The sequence below is a fragment of the Streptomyces sp. NPDC091282 genome (assembly GCF_044757385.1).
GTDB lineage: Bacteria > Actinomycetota > Actinomycetes > Streptomycetales > Streptomycetaceae > Streptomyces > Streptomyces gramineus.
Genome location: NZ_JBIVUX010000002.1, coordinates 1,242,864 through 1,259,307 on the forward strand (window position 1 = coordinate 1,242,864; position 16,444 = coordinate 1,259,307).

The 16,444-nt window shown below is 71.0% G+C and carries 8 protein-coding genes; 4 read left to right on the forward strand and 4 right to left on the reverse strand.

Going from position 1 to position 16,444, the window contains the following annotated elements; genetic code table 11:
- Window positions 1–282: 282 nt before the first annotated feature.
- The gene (locus ACIQOE_RS12620) at window positions 283–4,026 is read left to right on the forward strand and encodes a GH92 family glycosyl hydrolase (RefSeq protein ID WP_401411584.1); all 3,744 of its coding nucleotides are present in this window, start codon (window positions 283–285) and stop codon (window positions 4,024–4,026) included.
- A gap of 64 nt (window positions 4,027–4,090) precedes the next feature.
- On the opposite strand, the gene ACIQOE_RS12625 is transcribed toward ACIQOE_RS12620, so the two are convergent.
- Window positions 4,091–7,369, reverse strand: a complete 3,279-nt coding sequence (locus ACIQOE_RS12625) for a GH92 family glycosyl hydrolase (RefSeq protein ID WP_401411306.1) — start codon at window positions 7,367–7,369, stop codon at window positions 4,091–4,093.
- 614 nt (window positions 7,370–7,983) lie between these two features.
- Here ACIQOE_RS12625 and ACIQOE_RS12630 point away from each other — a divergent pair.
- Window positions 7,984–8,391 carry a hypothetical protein gene (locus ACIQOE_RS12630; RefSeq protein WP_351325905.1) on the forward strand — a complete coding sequence of 136 codons (408 nt, stop codon included), beginning with the start codon at window positions 7,984–7,986 and terminating at the stop codon, window positions 8,389–8,391.
- Window positions 8,392–8,439: 48 nt separating this feature from the next.
- On the opposite strand, the gene ACIQOE_RS12635 is transcribed toward ACIQOE_RS12630, so the two are convergent.
- Window positions 8,440–10,041: a sensor histidine kinase gene (locus tag ACIQOE_RS12635; RefSeq protein ID WP_401411308.1), complete on the reverse strand. Its 1,602-nt coding sequence runs from the start codon at window positions 10,039–10,041 to the stop codon at window positions 8,440–8,442.
- A gap of 369 nt (window positions 10,042–10,410) precedes the next feature.
- A complete protein-coding gene (acnA, locus tag ACIQOE_RS12640) occupies window positions 10,411–13,125 on the reverse strand; it encodes an aconitate hydratase AcnA (RefSeq protein ID WP_362649735.1) in 2,715 nt (904 codons plus the stop codon).
- Window positions 13,126–13,463: 338 nt separating this feature from the next.
- On the opposite strand from acnA, the gene ACIQOE_RS12645 reads away from it, so the two are divergent.
- Both ACIQOE_RS12645 and ACIQOE_RS12650 read left to right on the forward strand, forming a co-directional pair.
- Window positions 13,464–13,661, forward strand: coding sequence for a DUF4236 domain-containing protein (locus tag ACIQOE_RS12645; protein ID WP_351325899.1), 198 nt, complete (start codon window positions 13,464–13,466; stop codon window positions 13,659–13,661).
- A 435-nt stretch (window positions 13,662–14,096) separates the two neighbouring features.
- The gene (locus ACIQOE_RS12650) at window positions 14,097–15,626 is read left to right on the forward strand and encodes a UDP-N-acetylglucosamine 1-carboxyvinyltransferase (protein ID WP_351325898.1); all 1,530 of its coding nucleotides are present in this window, start codon (window positions 14,097–14,099) and stop codon (window positions 15,624–15,626) included.
- A gap of 458 nt (window positions 15,627–16,084) precedes the next feature.
- Here the strand turns inward: ACIQOE_RS12650 and ACIQOE_RS12655 are convergent, their stop codons facing one another.
- The gene (locus ACIQOE_RS12655; RefSeq protein ID WP_401411312.1) at window positions 16,085–16,423 is read right to left on the reverse strand and encodes a hypothetical protein; all 339 of its coding nucleotides are present in this window, start codon (window positions 16,421–16,423) and stop codon (window positions 16,085–16,087) included.
- Window positions 16,424–16,444: the final 21 nt, after the last annotated feature.

A 16,444-nucleotide genomic window follows, 5' to 3' on the forward strand; every position in this document is an offset into this window, starting at 1 on the left:
GAATGCAAGGTTCGCCAAGGGTCTTTTCCTAGTTGAGACCTGTCGGAAATCTGAGCGAGCCGTGTACGGCTTGCCGGAAAAAGAGCCGACATAGACCCCTGAATGCCGCAGCCAACACCCTTGACATCACGGACCACTTGACCACCTACTGGTTCCTGCGCCACGCATCTGACAACGTTGTCTCTTGTGGCAGGGAGGGTACCCGTCGTGATGCAGCGGAGAACGCAGCGAAGAACAGGACACCGATCCGGTACGGCGGTCGTGATCACGGCCGCCGTCGTCATGACTCTGGGCTCCCAGGGGGCCGCGGTCGCCCTGCCGGCCAAGGCACCGGCGGCCGCGACGCAGTTCGCGTCCTCGTTCGAGTCCGGCGATCCGTCACCTGACTGGACCGACACCGTCGACACGGACCCCGCCGGCGCTCCGCGCGCCTCGGGTGTCGACGGCGGCTACAGCACCGGCATCCCCGGCAACGTCACCGACCACGTGACGGACATGCGGGCCAGCGGCGAGAACACCGGCGCGGGCGAGGTGAAGGAGAACCTCGTCGACGGCGAGCCGGGCACCAAGTGGCTCACCTTCGAGCGGACCGGCTGGGCGGAGTTCGACTTCGACAAGCCCATCAAGCTGGTGACGTACGCCGTCACCTCGGCGAACGACTACGCCGAACGCGACCCCGCCGACTGGACCCTGCAGGGTTCGACGGACGGCAAGGACTGGAAGACCGTCGACACCCGTACGGGTGAGACCTTCACCGAGCGGTTCCAGACCCGGTCCTACGACCTCGCGGAGCCCGCCGAGTACCAGCACTTCCGGCTCGACGTCACGAAGAACAACGGCGCCCCGGACATCCTCCAGATCGCCGACGTCCAGTTCTCCACCGGCGGCAGCGGCGGCCCGGTGCCCCAGGACATGCTCTCGCTGGTCGACAAGGGCCCGAGCGGCTCGCCGACCGCGAAGGCCGGGGCCGGCTTCACCGGCACCCACGCGCTGCGCTACGCGGGCCGGCACACCGCGAGCGGGCGGGCGTACTCGTACAACAAGGTCTTCGACGTGAACGTGAAGGTCGGGCGCGACACCCGGCTCGGGTACCGGATCTTCCCCTCGATGGCCGACGGCGACCTCGACTACGACGCCACCAACGTGGCCGTGGACCTGGCCTTCACCGACGGCACGTACCTGAGCGGCCTCGGGGCGAAGGACAGCCACGGCTTCGCGCTCTCGCCGCGCGGCCAGGGCGCGGCCAAGGGCCTGTACGTCAACCAGTGGAACGACGTCTCCTCGGTGATCGGCTCGGTCGCGGCAGGCAAGACCGTGGACCGGATCCTGGTCGGCTACGACTCGCCGGCCGGACCTGCCAGGTTCCGGGGCTGGATCGACGACGTGCGCATCGCGCCGGCCGCGCCCGAGAAGCCGAAGGCGCACCTGTCCGACTACGCGCTGACCACCCGCGGCACCAACTCCAGCGGCAGCTTCTCGCGCGGCAACAACTTCCCGGCCACGGCCCTGCCGCACGGCTTCAACTTCTGGACGCCGGTGACCAACGCGTCCTCGGAGAGCTGGCTGTACGAGTACGCGCGGGCCAACAACGCGGACAACCTGCCGACGATCCAGGCGTTCAGCGCCAGCCACGAGCCCAGCCCCTGGATGGGCGACCGGCAGACCTTCCAGATGATGCCGTCCGCGGCCGCCGGCACCCCGGACACCGGGCGGGAGGCGCGCGAGCTGGCCTTCCGGCACGAGAACGAGACCGCGCGGCCGTACTACTACGGGGTCAGGTTCGAGAACGGCCTCAAGGCCGAGATAACGCCGACCGACCACGCGGCGGCGCTGCGCTTCACCTATCCGGGCGACGACGCGAGCGTCATCTTCGACAACGTCACCGAGCAGGCGGGTCTGACCCTCGACAAGGAGCACGGGGTCGTCACCGGCTACTCGGACGTCAAGTCCGGCCTGTCGACCGGCGCCACCCGGCTGTTCGTCTACGGCGTCTTCGACAAGCCGGTGACGGACGGCGACTCCGCCGGGGTCAAGGGCTACCTGCGCTTCGACACGGGCTCCGACCACGCCGTCACCCTGCGCCTGGCCACCTCGCTGATCGGCGTCGACCAGGCGAAGGACAACCTGTCCCGGGAGATCCCGGACGGCACCTCCTTCGACACGGTGAAGGCACGGGCCCAGAAGGTGTGGGACAAGCTGCTCGGCAAGGTGGAGGTGGAGGGCGCCACGGCGGACCAGCTGACCACCCTCTACTCCAGCATGTACCGGCTCTACCTGTACCCCAACTCCGGTTTCGAGAAGGTCGGTTCGAAGTACCAGTACGCCTCCCCGTTCTCGCCGATGAGCAGCCAGGACACCCCGACGCACACCGGCGCGAAGATCGTGGACGGCAAGGTGTACGTCAACAACGGCTTCTGGGACACCTACCGCACGACCTGGCCTGCGTACTCGCTCCTGACGCCCTCCCAGGCGGGCGAGATGGTCGACGGGTTCGTCCAGCAGTACAAGGACGGCGGCTGGACCTCGCGCTGGTCCTCCCCCGGCTACGCCGACCTGATGACCGGCACCTCCTCGGACGTGGCGTTCGCGGACGCCTACGTCAAGGGCGTGCACTTCGACGCGAAGGCGGCCTACGAGGCGGCCCTGAAGAACGCGACGGTCGTCCCGCCCTCCTCCGGGGTGGGCCGCAAGGGCATGTCGACCTCCCCCTTCCTCGGCTACACCAGCGACGACACCCGCGAGGGGCTGTCCTGGGCGATGGAGGGATACGTCAACGACTACGGCATCGCCGAGATGGGCAAGGCGCTGTACGAGAAGACCGGCGAGAAGCGCTACAAGGAGGAGTCGGACTACTTCCTGAACCGCGCCCAGGACTACGTGGACCTCTTCGACTCCAAGGCCGGCTTCTTCCAGGGCAAGGACGCCCAGGGCAAGTGGCGGGTGGACTCCTCGGCGTACGACCCGCGGGTGTGGGGCTACGACTACACCGAGACCAACGGCTGGGGCTACGCCTTCACGGCGCCGCAGGACAGCCGGGGCCTGGCCAACCTGTACGGCGGCCGGTCCGGGCTCGCGGACAAGCTGGACGAGTACTTCGCGACCCCCGAGACGGCCTCCACGGACTTCGTCGGCTCCTACGGCGGGGTCATCCACGAGATGACCGAGGCCCGGGACGTCCGGATGGGCATGTACGGCCACTCCAACCAGGTCGCCCACCACGTCATCTACATGTACGACGCGGCCGGCGAGCCCTGGAAGGCCCAGGCGTACGTCCGCGAGGCGGTCTCCCGGCTCTACCTCGGCAGCGAGATTGGGCAGGGCTACCACGGCGACGAGGACAACGGCGAGCAGTCTGCCTGGTACCTCTTCTCGGCCCTCGGCTTCTACCCGCTGGTGATGGGCAGCGGCGACTACTCGATCGGCTCCCCGCTGTTCAAGAAGGCCACCGTCCATCTGGAGAACGGCCGGGACCTGGTCGTGCGGGCACCGCAGAACAGCGCGGCCAACGTCTACGTGCAGGGTGTGCGGGTCAACGGCCGCATCTGGACGTCGACCTCGCTGCCCCACTCGCTGATCTCCAAGGGCGGTGTCGTCGACTTCACGATGGGGTCCAAGCCGTCGACCTGGGGCACCGGCAAGAACGCGGGACCGGTCTCCATCGCCCAGGACGACAAGGTCCCGGCCCCGCGCGCGGACGTCCTGAAGGGTGACGGCTCCCTGTTCGACAACACGTCGGCCACGCAGCAGTCGGTGACCTCGGTGGACCTGCCGGTGACCGGGCCGGTGAAGGGGATCCAGTACACGCTGACCTCTCCGGCGGACCACACCCAGGCGCCGACGGGCTGGACCCTCGAGGCGTCCGCGGACGGCACCCACTGGCGCACCGTGGACCGGCGTTCCGGCGAGACCTTCGCCTGGAACCTGCAGACCAGGGCGTTCACGGTCCGCACCCCGGGGACGTACGCGCACTACCGGCTCGTCCTGGACGGCGCGCCGACGCTGGCGGAGGTGGAACTGCTGGCCTGAGCCGCGGCACACGGAAGGGGGCGGACCCGGACGGGTCCGCCCCCTCTCGCGTGCCCCGTTCCTCTCAGCCGGTGGCGAGGGTGAAGACGTGCAGGTCGGCGTCGTCGGGGAGGCGGACGCTCTGGATGAGCCGGCCCGCCGGGGCCTCGACGGGTTCGGTCGCGAAGACGTAGGTGGCCACGGGGTCCTTGTCGGCGCCCGCGACGTTGCGGTACGCGGTCCGCGCCACGGTCGTGTTCCCGTACCGGACGGTGCCGCCTCCGCCGCCGACGGTCCAGTCGGTGAGGGCGAGATCGACGGTTGCGGTGCTGCCGTCGGTGTAGGTGACGGTCGCCGGGGCCGACCGGTCGCCGTTGGTGGCGCTGCCGAGGAAGGACAGCCTGGCGGCGGGGGCGGGGAGATCGATGGTCTGGCCGGCGGCGCTCGCGTTGTCGGGGCGGCCCGCGGGCGCGTCGGGCCAGGTGTAGGCGAGGCCGCCGACCGTGCCCCGGGCGCCCGCGGTGAGGCCGGCCGCGGCGAGGGCCTGGCGGGAGTAGCTCCAGCCGCCGCCGTCGAAGTCGCCCTCGTCGTGGTCGCCCTCGTCGTCCGAGACGCCGGTGTTGTCGTAGGCGGCGAGCAGAGAGCCCGGCGCGGCGACGGTCAGGACGACCGGCTGGACGGTGGAACGGCCGGCGGAGACCACCGTGACCTGGACGTCGTAGTAGCCCTGCGGGGTGCCGGCGGTGGTGGACAGCGTGATCTGCTGCGTGCCGCCGGTCACCGAGCCCTCGGCCGGGGCCGCCTCGACGCCTTCCGGGGTCCGCACCTGGAACCGCACCTCGGGACCGGTGCCGCCGGTCAGGGAGAGAGCGCGGACGGCGACTTGGGTGCTGCCGCCGGGGGCGAGGGTCGCGGCGGTCGGACCGACGCCGATCTGGTACGGCTGCTCGCCCCGGCGGAAGGACGGCGGCGGCGAGGAGGCGCCCCAGGTGCGGTCCGGGGTGGCGGACAGGGTGTAGTCGAGGCGGCCGCCGTCCCGGACGAAGGAGCTGTCGAGCCAGGGGCGGTCGCTGGTACGGCCGTCGACCTTCAGGGACCGGACGTAGGGGGCGCCGGCGGCGGCGCCGCGGGCGTGGACGGAGATGTCGTTGCCGCCGGGGCGGTCGATCTCCACCCGCTCGAACAGCGGTGAGGCCAGGACGAGTTCGGCGCGGGAGGGCACCTGCGGGTACATGCCGAGCGCCGAGAAGACGTACCAGGCCGACATCGCGCCCAGGTCGTCGTTGCCAGGGATGCCGCCGGGGCCGGTGGACCAGAGCGTGGTCATGGCCGCGCGGACGGTCTCCTGGGCCTTGTACGGGGCGCCCGCGTAGTCGTACAGGTAGGGCACGTTGATCGAGGGCTCGTTGTCCAGCTCGGCCTTGTCGCCGCCGCTGCCGGTGAGGGCCCAGCTGCCGTCGGCGTTGTGGAAGAAGGCGTCCAGCCGGGCCAGTACCCGGTCCGTGCCGCCCATCGCGGCGAACAGCCCCGCCGGGTTGTGCTGGACCATCCAGGTGTACTGGGCGGCCGTGCCCTCCACGAACCCGTTGCCGGTGTCCGGGGTGAAGCCGGTGACCCAGCTGCCGTCCGCCTTGCGGTTGGCGATGTAGCCGCCGCCGGGGTCGGCGGCGACGTCGAAGTTGTTCTGCCACCACTGGGACCGGTCGGCGAAGACGGCCGCCGTGTCCTTCTCCCCCGCCGCCAGGGCGAGTTGGGAGAGGGAGAAGTCGGCCGTGGACATCTCCAGGGTCTCCGCGGCGCCGCCCCAGGCGTTGGAGACGGACGGCATGTAGTGCTTGTCCAGGTACTTGTCGAGCGAGGGGCGCTGGCCGGCCGACAGCACCGGCTTGCCGGCCGCCGACAGGTCCTGCGCGGTCGGTTCGGTGGCCGCCTTCACCAGGGACCGCAGCGCGCCCTTCAGGTCGAAGTCGGTGCCGCCGAAGGCGCGGATGCCGGCGAGGGCGGTGGGCGAGGGATCGCCGTTCATGACGTGGGTGCCGCTCGCGCCGTGCAGCCAGCGGTCCCAGACGCCGCCGTTCTGCCCGGCGAGTTCGTAGAGCGACTGGGCGATGTCGGAGCCGGTGCGGGGGTCCAGCAGGGTCAGGAGCTGGACCTGGTCGCGGTAGACGTCCCAGCCGGAGAAGGTGCCGTACTGCGCCCGGTGGCCGTGTCCGACGCGGTGCACCTCGCCGTCGCCGCCCCGGTAGCGGCCGTCCGCGTCGCTGATGACGTTCGGGTGCAGGAGCGAGTGGTACAGGGCGGTGTAGAAGGTGGTGCGGTCGGTGTCCGTACCGCCTCCGACGCGGATCGCGCCGAGGCGGTCGCGCCAGGCGCGGCGGGCCGCGTCCCGGACGGCGTCGAAGGAGCGCCGCGGCGGGTTCTCCGCCCGCAGGTTCGCCTCGGCGGCCGACCGGCTGACGTACGAGATGCCCACCTTGACGCCGACCGGGCCGGTGCCGGGCGCGAACTCGACGTAGCCGCCCGCTCCCTTGCCCGCGACCGGACGTCCGCCGGCCGTGAAGCCGCCGGTGCCGCCGGAGGCGGTCGTGGAACCCGGGCTGAGCCGGTCGTCCCGCCAGGTGCCCGCGCCGGCGAAGGCGCGGTCGAAGCGGGCGGTGAAGTACAGGGTGTAGTAGGACCGTTGGCCCTCGGGGTCGAGGTAGCCGCAGAAGTTCCCCGAGGTGACCGAGCCGGAGACGGTCCGGGTGGCCGGGTCGATGCTGACCGTCGAATCGGCCGAGCCGACCTCGGAGTTGGCGGTGCGGATCAGCAACGAGGCGGGCTTGCCGGCCGGGTAGGTGAACCGGGCCGAGCCGGTGCGGGCGGTCGCGGTGAGGTCGGCGGTGACCCCGGAGGCCAGGCCGACCTCGTAGTGGCCCGGCTCGGCGCGCTCGTCGGCGTGGCTGAAGTCCGAGGCGTAGACGGCGTCCTCGGTGTCGCTCGCCGGGGACGAGGTGACGGCACCGGCGTAGGGGAAGAAGGGGATGTCGCCGCTGCCGCCGGCGCAGCCGGTGCCGGACATGTGGGTGAGGCTGAAGCCCCGGACGCGGGTCGCGTCGTAGTGGTAGCCGCCGGGCGCCGCGGTTCTGGTCGCGTCGCCCCTGGTGTTCTCCGGGCTCCAGGAGAGCATGCCGAGGGGCGCGACGGCGCCCGGGAAGGTGTCGCCGCCGTTCTTGGTGCCGATCAGCGGATCCACGTACGCCGTGGGGTCGGTGACGAGTTCGGGCCGCGGGCCGGGTCCGCTCGCGGTCGCCGCGAGGGCGGGGGTGGCGCCGCCGGCCGTGAGCAGCGCGGCCAGCAGCAGGGACATGGGACGGAAACGCATGACGCGGCCCCTCCTCCTTCGGACGGGTCGCGCACCACAGGTCGCACAAGCCGCAGGGACAGTAACGTGCGCCACGCGTAGCACGGAAGACCGCGTGCCCTTCGGCAGGCGCCGCACCGGTTCACCCGCTCGGGCTACCCGAAGTGGGTTGACATCGTTGTCGGTTGGGGCGGTAAAGTCATGTAAAGACCATCAGACAACGTTGTCGTGCTCCATGGCGTCGACACAAGCCGAACAGCACAGCACACGAGTGGCGGTTCGAGCCACTTCCCCCGGGCAGGTACCCCACCCCCCTCCCTGCCCGGCTCGCGGACCCGGTGCGCACCGCCACCGGGTCCGCCCAGAGCGGATGCCGGCGGTCCCGACGGCCTGGCGGGGCAGGGTGGTTCGCGGTGTGTCCGCTGCCTCCCCGCCTGCGGGCCGCCGTCCCGGTCGCGTCCCAGCCGCTCCAGGACGGCCCAGTTCAGCGCCCCGCGGCCGTCCCGCCGTCCCAGGGCTCCCGGAACTCCTTGGCATATGCACGGCCGCGCGGACAGCCTGCTGCCGCCGGGCCGGAGCCGACACCTCCCGCCGGGCACCCGACCGCACACCCGCTTGAACTTACGGGAGGACCCATGAAGAAGCGCGCCATCGCGGCCGTCGTCGCCGGCCTGGCGGCCGCGGCCCTCGGGCTCACGCCGGGCACGGCCAGTGCCGCGGACAACGACGTGCTCAGCGCCAGCACCACCGGCGCCTCCGCGTCGCTCACCGTCGACTGGACGGGTTCGGAATCGTTCACCCTGCGCAACGTGAAGCTCAGCGACACCTCCTGTGACGCGCACCCGGTGTTCTTCCACGTCTCCGTGCCGGGCTTCCAGTTCCCGAACCACTTCAACAGCGCCGGCTGCGGCACCACGACCACCTGGGGGAGCATGCCGGGCAGCCTGACCGGCGGCATCCACAGCCTCTGGCTGACGGTCTGCCGGGACACCACCCTCGACAACTGCAGCACGTCGGCCACCTCGATCAACCCCTACAACTGACGGCCCGTGCGGGCGCCGGGGCCGGCCGCGGCGCCGGCGCCCGCACGGTCACGATCGCTCCCGGGCGCGCGGCAGGACCGCGCGCCCGGCGGGCCTGTCTGCGGGCCTCTCTGCGGACCTCTCCGCGGGCCTCTCCGCGGGTCCGGACGCCGGGACCTCCCACCGGGCCTGGTCGGTCGGCGCGCGGCGGGCGGCGGGGAGTTCGAGGGTGAACTCCGTGCGGCCCGGGACGCTGTGCGCCTCGGCACGGCCGCCGTGGGCGGTGGCGATCGCCGCGACGACGGCGAGGCCGAGACCCGCGCCGCCGCCCGGGGATCCGGTGCGGGTGCGGGAGGGGTCGGCCCGGGTGAAGGGTTCGAAGACGGCGGGCAGGAACTCCGGCGGGATGCCCGGGCCGTCGTCGCGGACGCGGACCACGCAGGCGGCGGCGGTGGCACCGACCGTGGCGGTCACCGTCGTCCCCGCGGGCGTGTGCGCCCGCGCGTTGGCGAGCAGGTTGGCCACCGCCTGGCGCAGCCGGGCCAGGTCGCCCAGGACCAGCACCGGCGCGTCCGGGTCGAGTTCGAGCCGCCAGACGTGCCCGGCGCCCGCCGCCCGCGCGTCCCACACCGCCTCCGCCACCACCGCGGCCATGTCGACCTCGACGGCCTGCAGCGGCGCTCGCTCGCCGAGCCGGGCGAGCAGCAGCAGGTCCTCGACCAGGCCGCGCATCCGGGCCGACTCGGCGTCGACCCGGCGCCAGGCCGGATCCGGTGCGACGCGGCCGGTTCCGCGGCTCATCAGCTCCGCGTAGCCGGCGATCGAGGCGAGCGGGGTGCGCAGTTCGTGGCTGGCGTCGGCCAGGAACCGGCGCATGCGCTCCTCGCTGCGGCGCACCTGCTCCTCCCCGCGCCGGCGGTCCGCGAGCGCCGCCTCCACCCGGTCGATCAGCCGGTTGAGGGCGGCACCGACCTGTCCGGCCTCGCTGCCGGGGCCGGTGTCCCGTTCCGGCACCCGGGGCAGGGCGGTGGCAGGGCCGGGGCCGAGGGGGGCGCGGGAGACGTCCGCGGCGGTGGCGGCGACGCGGCCGAGCGGGCGCAGCTGCCGTCGTATCACCGCCGTGGAGGCGCAGCAGGCGGCCGTGAGGGCGACGGCGGCGAGCACCGCCTCGGTGCGTGCCAGGTCGCCGAGCGTGTCCCGTACGTCGTCCATCGGGAGGCCGGTCACGACGCGGACGCCACTGGCGTCGAGGGCGGCGACCCGGTAGGTGCCCAGACCGGGCACCGTGCGGGTGCCGGGCGGTCCGTTCGGCGTGACGTCCCCGAGCGCGTCGGCCTGGTCGGCGGTGAGCGGGCGCGGGGAGGTGTTCTCGGTGACCACGGCGGCGCTGAGGATCCGGCCCCGGGCGTCGACGCGGGCGGCGAGTTCGCCGGCGGGCCGGCCGCCCTCGGTGAGGAAGCCCAGGTCGCGGGGCAGCTCCGGGTGACGGGCCGCGCCCGCGGCGTCGCGCTCGACGGCGTCGCCGACCCGGTCGTCCAGACCGCCCATCAGAGCGGCGCGCTGGGCGAACACGGTGGTCACGGCCAGCACGCCGCAGACGCAGACCAGGACGGCGGTGACGAGGACGGGCAGCCGCGTGCGCAGCGGCCGGCCCCGCCGCGGACCGGTCATCTCCCGTCCCCCACGGCACGCCCCGTGCCGCGCGCGCCGTGCGGCCCCGAAGTCCTGCGCGGCGGCCTGCGCGCGCCGGGGACCGGACGGTCCGGTACGGCGGCTGGGGTCGTCCGGGGTGCCGTCGGGCGGGCGGCGGCGGTGGCCGGCAGCGCGGCCGGGGCCGGCCCGGCGTCGGCGGCCGGGGCGCGGAAGGGGCCGGATCGGGACCCCGCGGTGGCGGACATGTACCGAGTCTGTGCCGGTCCGCTGAGGGAACGCTGTGCTCCGGCTGAGCCCTGGCGATGTCCCGCCGCGGCCCGCGCACAGGAACGGCGAAGGGCCGCGCCCCCGGTGACCGGGAACGCGGCCCTCACAGGCGCCTGGAGACTACTTGCGGATCAGGCTGCGCAGCACGTACTGCATGATGCCGCCGTTGCGGTAGTAGTCGGCCTCACCGGGGGTGTCGATCCGGACGACCGCGTCGAACTCGACGCCCGTGTCGGTGGTGACCTTGACCGTGCGCGGGGTGGTGCCGTTGTTGAGCTCCTCGACGCCGGTGAAGGAGAAGGTCTCCTCGCCGGTCAGGCCGAGGGACTCGGCGGTGGCGCCCTCCGGGAACTGCAGCGGGAGCACGCCCATGCCGATCAGGTTCGAGCGGTGGATGCGCTCGTAGGACTCGGCGATGACGGCCTTGACGCCGAGCAGCGCGGTGCCCTTGGCGGCCCAGTCGCGGGACGAGCCGGAGCCGTACTCCTTGCCGGCCAGGACGACCAGCGGGATGCCCTGCTCGATGTAGTTGCGGGAGGCGTCGTAGATGAACGCCACCGGCGCGTCGGCCTGGGTGAAGTCGCGGGTGTAGCCGCCCTCGGTGCCCGGCGCGATCTGGTTGCGCAGGCGGATGTTGGCGAACGTGCCGCGGATCATGACCTCGTGGTTGCCCCGGCGCGAGCCGTAGGAGTTGAAGTCACGACGCTCCACACCGTGCTCGGTGAGGTAGGTGCCGGCCGGGGTGTCGGCCTTGATGGCACCGGCCGGGGAGATGTGGTCGGTGGTGACCGAGTCGCCCAGCTTGGCCAGCACGCGGGCACCGGCGATGTCGGAGACCGGGGACGGCTCCATCTGCATGCCCTCGAAGTAGGGGGGCTTGCGGACGTAGGTGGACTCGGCGTCCCACTCGAAGGTGTTGCCGGTCGGGACCGGGAGCGACTGCCACTGGGCGTCGCCGGCGAACACGTCGGCGTAGGACTTGTTGAACATGTCCTCGCCGATGGCGCTCGCCACGACCTCGTTGACCTCGGCCTCGGTGGGCCAGATGTCCTGGAGGTACACCGGCTTGCCGTCGGTGTCGGTGCCCAGGGCGTCCTTGGTGATGTCGACCTTCATCGAGCCGGCGATCGCGTAGGCGACGACCAGCGGCGGGGAGGCCAGGTAGTTCATCTTGACGTCGGGGTTGATCCGGCCCTCGAAGTTCCGGTTGCCGGAGAGGACCGAGGTGACCGCGAGGTCGTGGTCGTTGACGGCCTTGGAGACCTCCTCCGGCAGCGGGCCGGAGTTGCCGATGCAGGTGGTGCAGCCGTAGCCGACCAGGTTGAAGCCGACCTTGTCGAGGTAGGGGGTCAGGCCCGCCTTCTCGAAGTAGTCGGTGACGACCTTGGAACCCGGGGCGAGGGTGGTCTTGACCCAGGGCTTGCGGGTCAGGCCCTTCTCGACCGCCTTCTTGGCCACCAGCGCGGCGGCGACCATGACGTACGGGTTGGAGGTGTTGGTGCAGGAGGTGATGGCCGCGACGGTGACCGCGCCGTGGTCGATCTCGTAGGTCGTGCCGTCGGGGGCGGTGACGGTGACCGGGTTGGTCGGGACGCCGTTGGTGGCGGCCGGGGAGTCGGAGGCCGGGAAGGACTCCTTGCCCGCCTCGTCGTCGTCGGCGACGTAGTTGCGCACGTCGCTCTTGAACTGCTCGGCGGCGTTCGCGAGGACGATGCGGTCCTGCGGGCGCTTCGGGCCGGCGATGGAGGGGACGACCGTGGCGAGGTCCAGCTCCAGCTTCTCGGAGAAGTCGGGCTCGGCCTTCGGGTCCAGCCAGAGGCCCTGCTCCTTGGCGTACGCCTCGACGAGCGCGACCTGCTGGTCGCTGCGGCCGGTCAGGCGCAGGTAGTTCAGGGTCTCGCCGTCGATCGGGAAGATCGCCGCGGTGGAGCCGAACTCCGGCGACATGTTGCCGATGGTGGCGCGGTTGGCGAGCGAGGTGGCGGCCACGCCCTCGCCGTAGAACTCGACGAACTTGCCGACCACACCGTGCTTGCGGAGCATCTCGGTGATGGTGAGCACGAGGTCGGTGGCGGTGGTGCCGGGCTTGAGCTCACCGGTCAGCTTGAAGCCGACGACGCGCGGGATGAGCATGGAGACCGGCTGGCCGAGCATGGCGGCCTCGGCCTCGATGCCGCCGACGCCCCAGCCGAGGACGCCGAGGCCGTTGACCATGGTGGTGTGCGAGTCGGTGCCGACCAGGGTGTCGGGGTACGCCTGGCCGCCCCGGACCATGACCGTGCGGGCCAGGTGCTCGATGTTCACCTGGTGGACGATGCCGGTGCCCGGCGGGACGACCTTGAACTCGTCGAACGCGGTCTGGCCCCAGCGCAGGAACTGGTAGCGCTCGCGGTTGCGGCCGTACTCCAGCTCGACGTTCTGGGCGAACGCGTCGTGGGTGCCGAACTTGTCGGCGATGACGGAGTGGTCGATGACCAGCTCGGCCGGGGCCAGCGGGTTGATCTTCGCCGGGTCGCCGCCGAGCTCCTTCACGGCCTCGCGCATGGTGGCGAGGTCCACGACGCAGGGGACGCCGGTGAAGTCCTGCATGATCACGCGGGCCGGCGTGAACTGGATCTCCTGGCTGGGCTGAGCCTGCGAGTCCCAGCCGCCGAGGGCACGGATGTGGTCGGCGGTGATGTTCGCGCCGTCCTCCGTGCGGAGCAGGTTCTCCAGCAGCACCTTCAGGCTGTACGGAAGGCGAGCCGAGCCTTCCACCTTGTCCAGCCGGAAGATCTCGTACGACTCGTCGCCCACCTGCAGCGTGCTGCGGGCGTCGAAGCTGTTCGCCGACACGACAGTCTCCTTCATTGATGTGCGCGTACCACCGTCAATCGTGCCGCCACGCCGACTTGGCCCATCCAGTAAGGTCAGGCTAAGTTAGGCATGCCTTACTAGAGGTGGCGGCTACGGTGCGCCTAGGCAGATATCTCGATGTCGAGATAACTCTAGTACACGGGCGCCGGATGGTCATGCCCGGACCCGCCCTCCGTCGCGCCCGCGGCATGTCCCGGACCCTCCCCGAGGAGCGCACCACCCGCGCCGGACACACCTCCGCGAGTGAATTCGGTTCCCCCGCCCATCAGTTCGCGAAGCGGGGGTAACCGACGGGGGAAGCGAAAGGAGTCACCGACATGCCGCTCACCTTCAGGAAGAGCTTCCGGATCCTGCCCGGAGTGCGCCTCAACATCAACCGCCGCTCCTGGTCCATCACCACGGGAGGCAAGCACGGCCCCCGCCACACGCACAGCAGCACGGGACGCCGGACGACGTCGATGGACCTGCCCGGACCGTTCGGGTGGCGGCACACCTCCAAGCAGCGCCGGGGGTGACCGCCGCCGGGCGGCCCGCGCGCACCGCGGCCCGCCCGGCGGCGAAGGCCGCGCCCGAACGGAGGCACCCGGGAACCCGCACGACGGAATCCCGGCGTGTCGCACATCGCGCACAGGCGAGGCGGACGGGCGCCGCGCGCCACGAGAGGGCCGGCCCGGCCGGCGTCTCGGCGCACCGAGCGGGACCAATCGGATGAAGCACGCATACATGACACATCACGGGTGGGAACCGGCGACCGCGCACCAGGGGTGACGCGGAGGCTGGGGAACAGGCGCACAAACCCTGCAATAACCGTACTTTCCGGCCCGTGGACTCGACCGGAGAAGCTTCCGGACAGCGGCCGACAGGTCGAACACGTAGCCGCACTGACGAGGCATCACCCGAACGGACCCCCTCAGCGGGTCCCATCTCATATCTGAGATAACCTCGACCTCATGGCAGACGACTACCTCGTACGCATCGGCAAGCTCATCCGTGACGCCCGGCAGCACCGCGGCTGGACACAGACACAGCTCGCGGAGGCGCTCGGCACCAGTCAGAGCGCCGTCAACCGCATCGAGCGCGGCAACCAAAACATCAGCCTTGAGATGATCGCTCGAATCGGTGAAGCCCTGGACAGCGAGATCGTCTCACTGGGCTACGCGGGCCCGATGCACCTGCGCGTGGTGGGCGGCCGTCGCCTGTCCGGCGCGATCGACGTGAAGACCAGCAAGAACGCGTGCGTGGCCCTGCTGTGCGCCTCGCTGCTCAACAAGGGGCGCACGGTGCTGCGCCGGGTGGCCCGGATCGAGGAGGTGTACCGCCTCCTGGAGGTGCTCAACTCCATCGGCGTGCGGACCCGCTGGATCAACGAGGGCGTCGACCTGGAGCTGGTGCCGCCGGCCGACCTGGACATGGCGGCGATCGACGCCGAGGCCGCCGTCCGCACCCGCTCGATCATCATGTTCTTCGGCCCGCTGCTGCACCGCATGGACCACTTCAAGCTGCCGTACGCCGGTGGCTGCGACCTCGGCACCCGGACCATCGAGCCGCACATGATCGCCCTGCGCCGGTTCGGGCTGGACATCGCGGCGACCGAGGGGCAGTACCACGCGCAGGTCGACCGCTCGATCCGCCCGGACCGCCCGATCGTGCTGACCGAACGCGGCGACACGGTCACCGAGAACGCGCTGCTGGCCGCCGCCCGGCACGACGGCGTCACCGTCATCCGCAACGCCTCCTCCAACTACATGGTCCAGGACCTCTGCTTCTTCCTGGAGGCGCTCGGCGTCCGGGTCGAGGGCATCGGCACCACGACCCTGACCGTGCACGGCGTCCCGAACATCGACGCCGACGTCGACTACTCCCCCTCCGAGGACCCGGTCGAGGCGATGAGCCTGCTGGCCGCCGCGGTGGTCACGGAGTCGGAGCTGACGGTCCGGCGCGTCCCGATCGAGTTCCTGGAGATCGAACTGGCGGTCCTGGAGGAGATGGGCCTCGACCACGACCGCAGCCCCGAGTACTTCGCGGACAACGGCCGCACCCGGCTGATCGACCTCACGGTCCGGCCCTCCAAGCTGGAGGCGCCGATCGACAAGATCCACCCGATGCCGTTCCCGGGTCTGAACATCGACAACGTCCCGTTCTTCGCCGCCATCGCGGCGGTCGCCCAGGGCAAGACCCTGATCCACGACTGGGTCTACGACAACCGCGCGATCTACCTCACCGACCTGAACCGCCTCGGCGGCCGCCTCCAGCTCCTTGACCCGCACCGGGTCCTGGTGGAGGGCCCGACCCGCTGGCGCGCCGCCGAGATGATGTGCCCGCCGGCCCTGCGTCCCGCGGTCGTCGTCCTGCTGGCGATGATGGCGGCCGAGGGCACGTCGGTGCTGCGCAACGTGTACGTCATCAACCGGGGGTACGAGGATCTGGCGGAGCGGCTGAACTCCGTGGGGGCGCAGATCGAGATCTTCCGGGATATCTGAGGGCCCGGCGAAGGAGTTGCCGCCACGTCCCTGCCAGTCCGCGCGCACGCGGCGCCGGCGGGGACGTGGCGGCGTTCCCACTCGAAATGCGGGCCGTCGTCACCGCATCTCAACTCAGGAAAAGCACACCGACTCCGACGATCACAAGAAAGAGACCGCAGGTAATCGCAAGTCCTGCGAGTACAGCGAGCAGTCCGGGCCTCAGCAGGGCCGATGAGGCAGGAGCGGCAGCCGGTTCGAGGCGCCGGCGACGCAGTGCGAGCGTTCTGCCACCAGCAAGCAGACTTATGAGTCCGATTATCACGAAGGGCATGTTTCCGTCTCTCTGATCCTGGACACTTCAGAATCCCCCACACTGCTTCGCGGCCAAAACTCCGGCACCTGCCGGCAGCAGCGGTGGGGGGAATTAATCGACACTCGGCCGCTCATATGGATTCTCTACGAAATTCCTGCCCGCCTCACTCGACGTGCCCCCAACTCACTTCCGGGCCCGGTGGCCATTCCTGTCCAAAATCAAACAGGGTCTCGTCGTCGAGGCCTCGAACGGCTTCCCGCCACGACGGACGGCCACCCACGATGAAGCCGCGGAAACCACCACTCGACACCAGATAGAGGGACTGCGACTTCTCGCCGAGATTGAACTTCTCGGCCGCCTCAGATGCCTCCTGAGGCGAAGGTCGCCAAATCCTGATTCCCTTGATCCTCGGCCTCAGGAACATTACTTCGACATTGCCGATACAGATCTCGATTCGAGTGCCGACCTCATCACGGGGACTGGGGTTGCTCCGCAGCAACATGGTGCGATGCGAGGGGCTGAA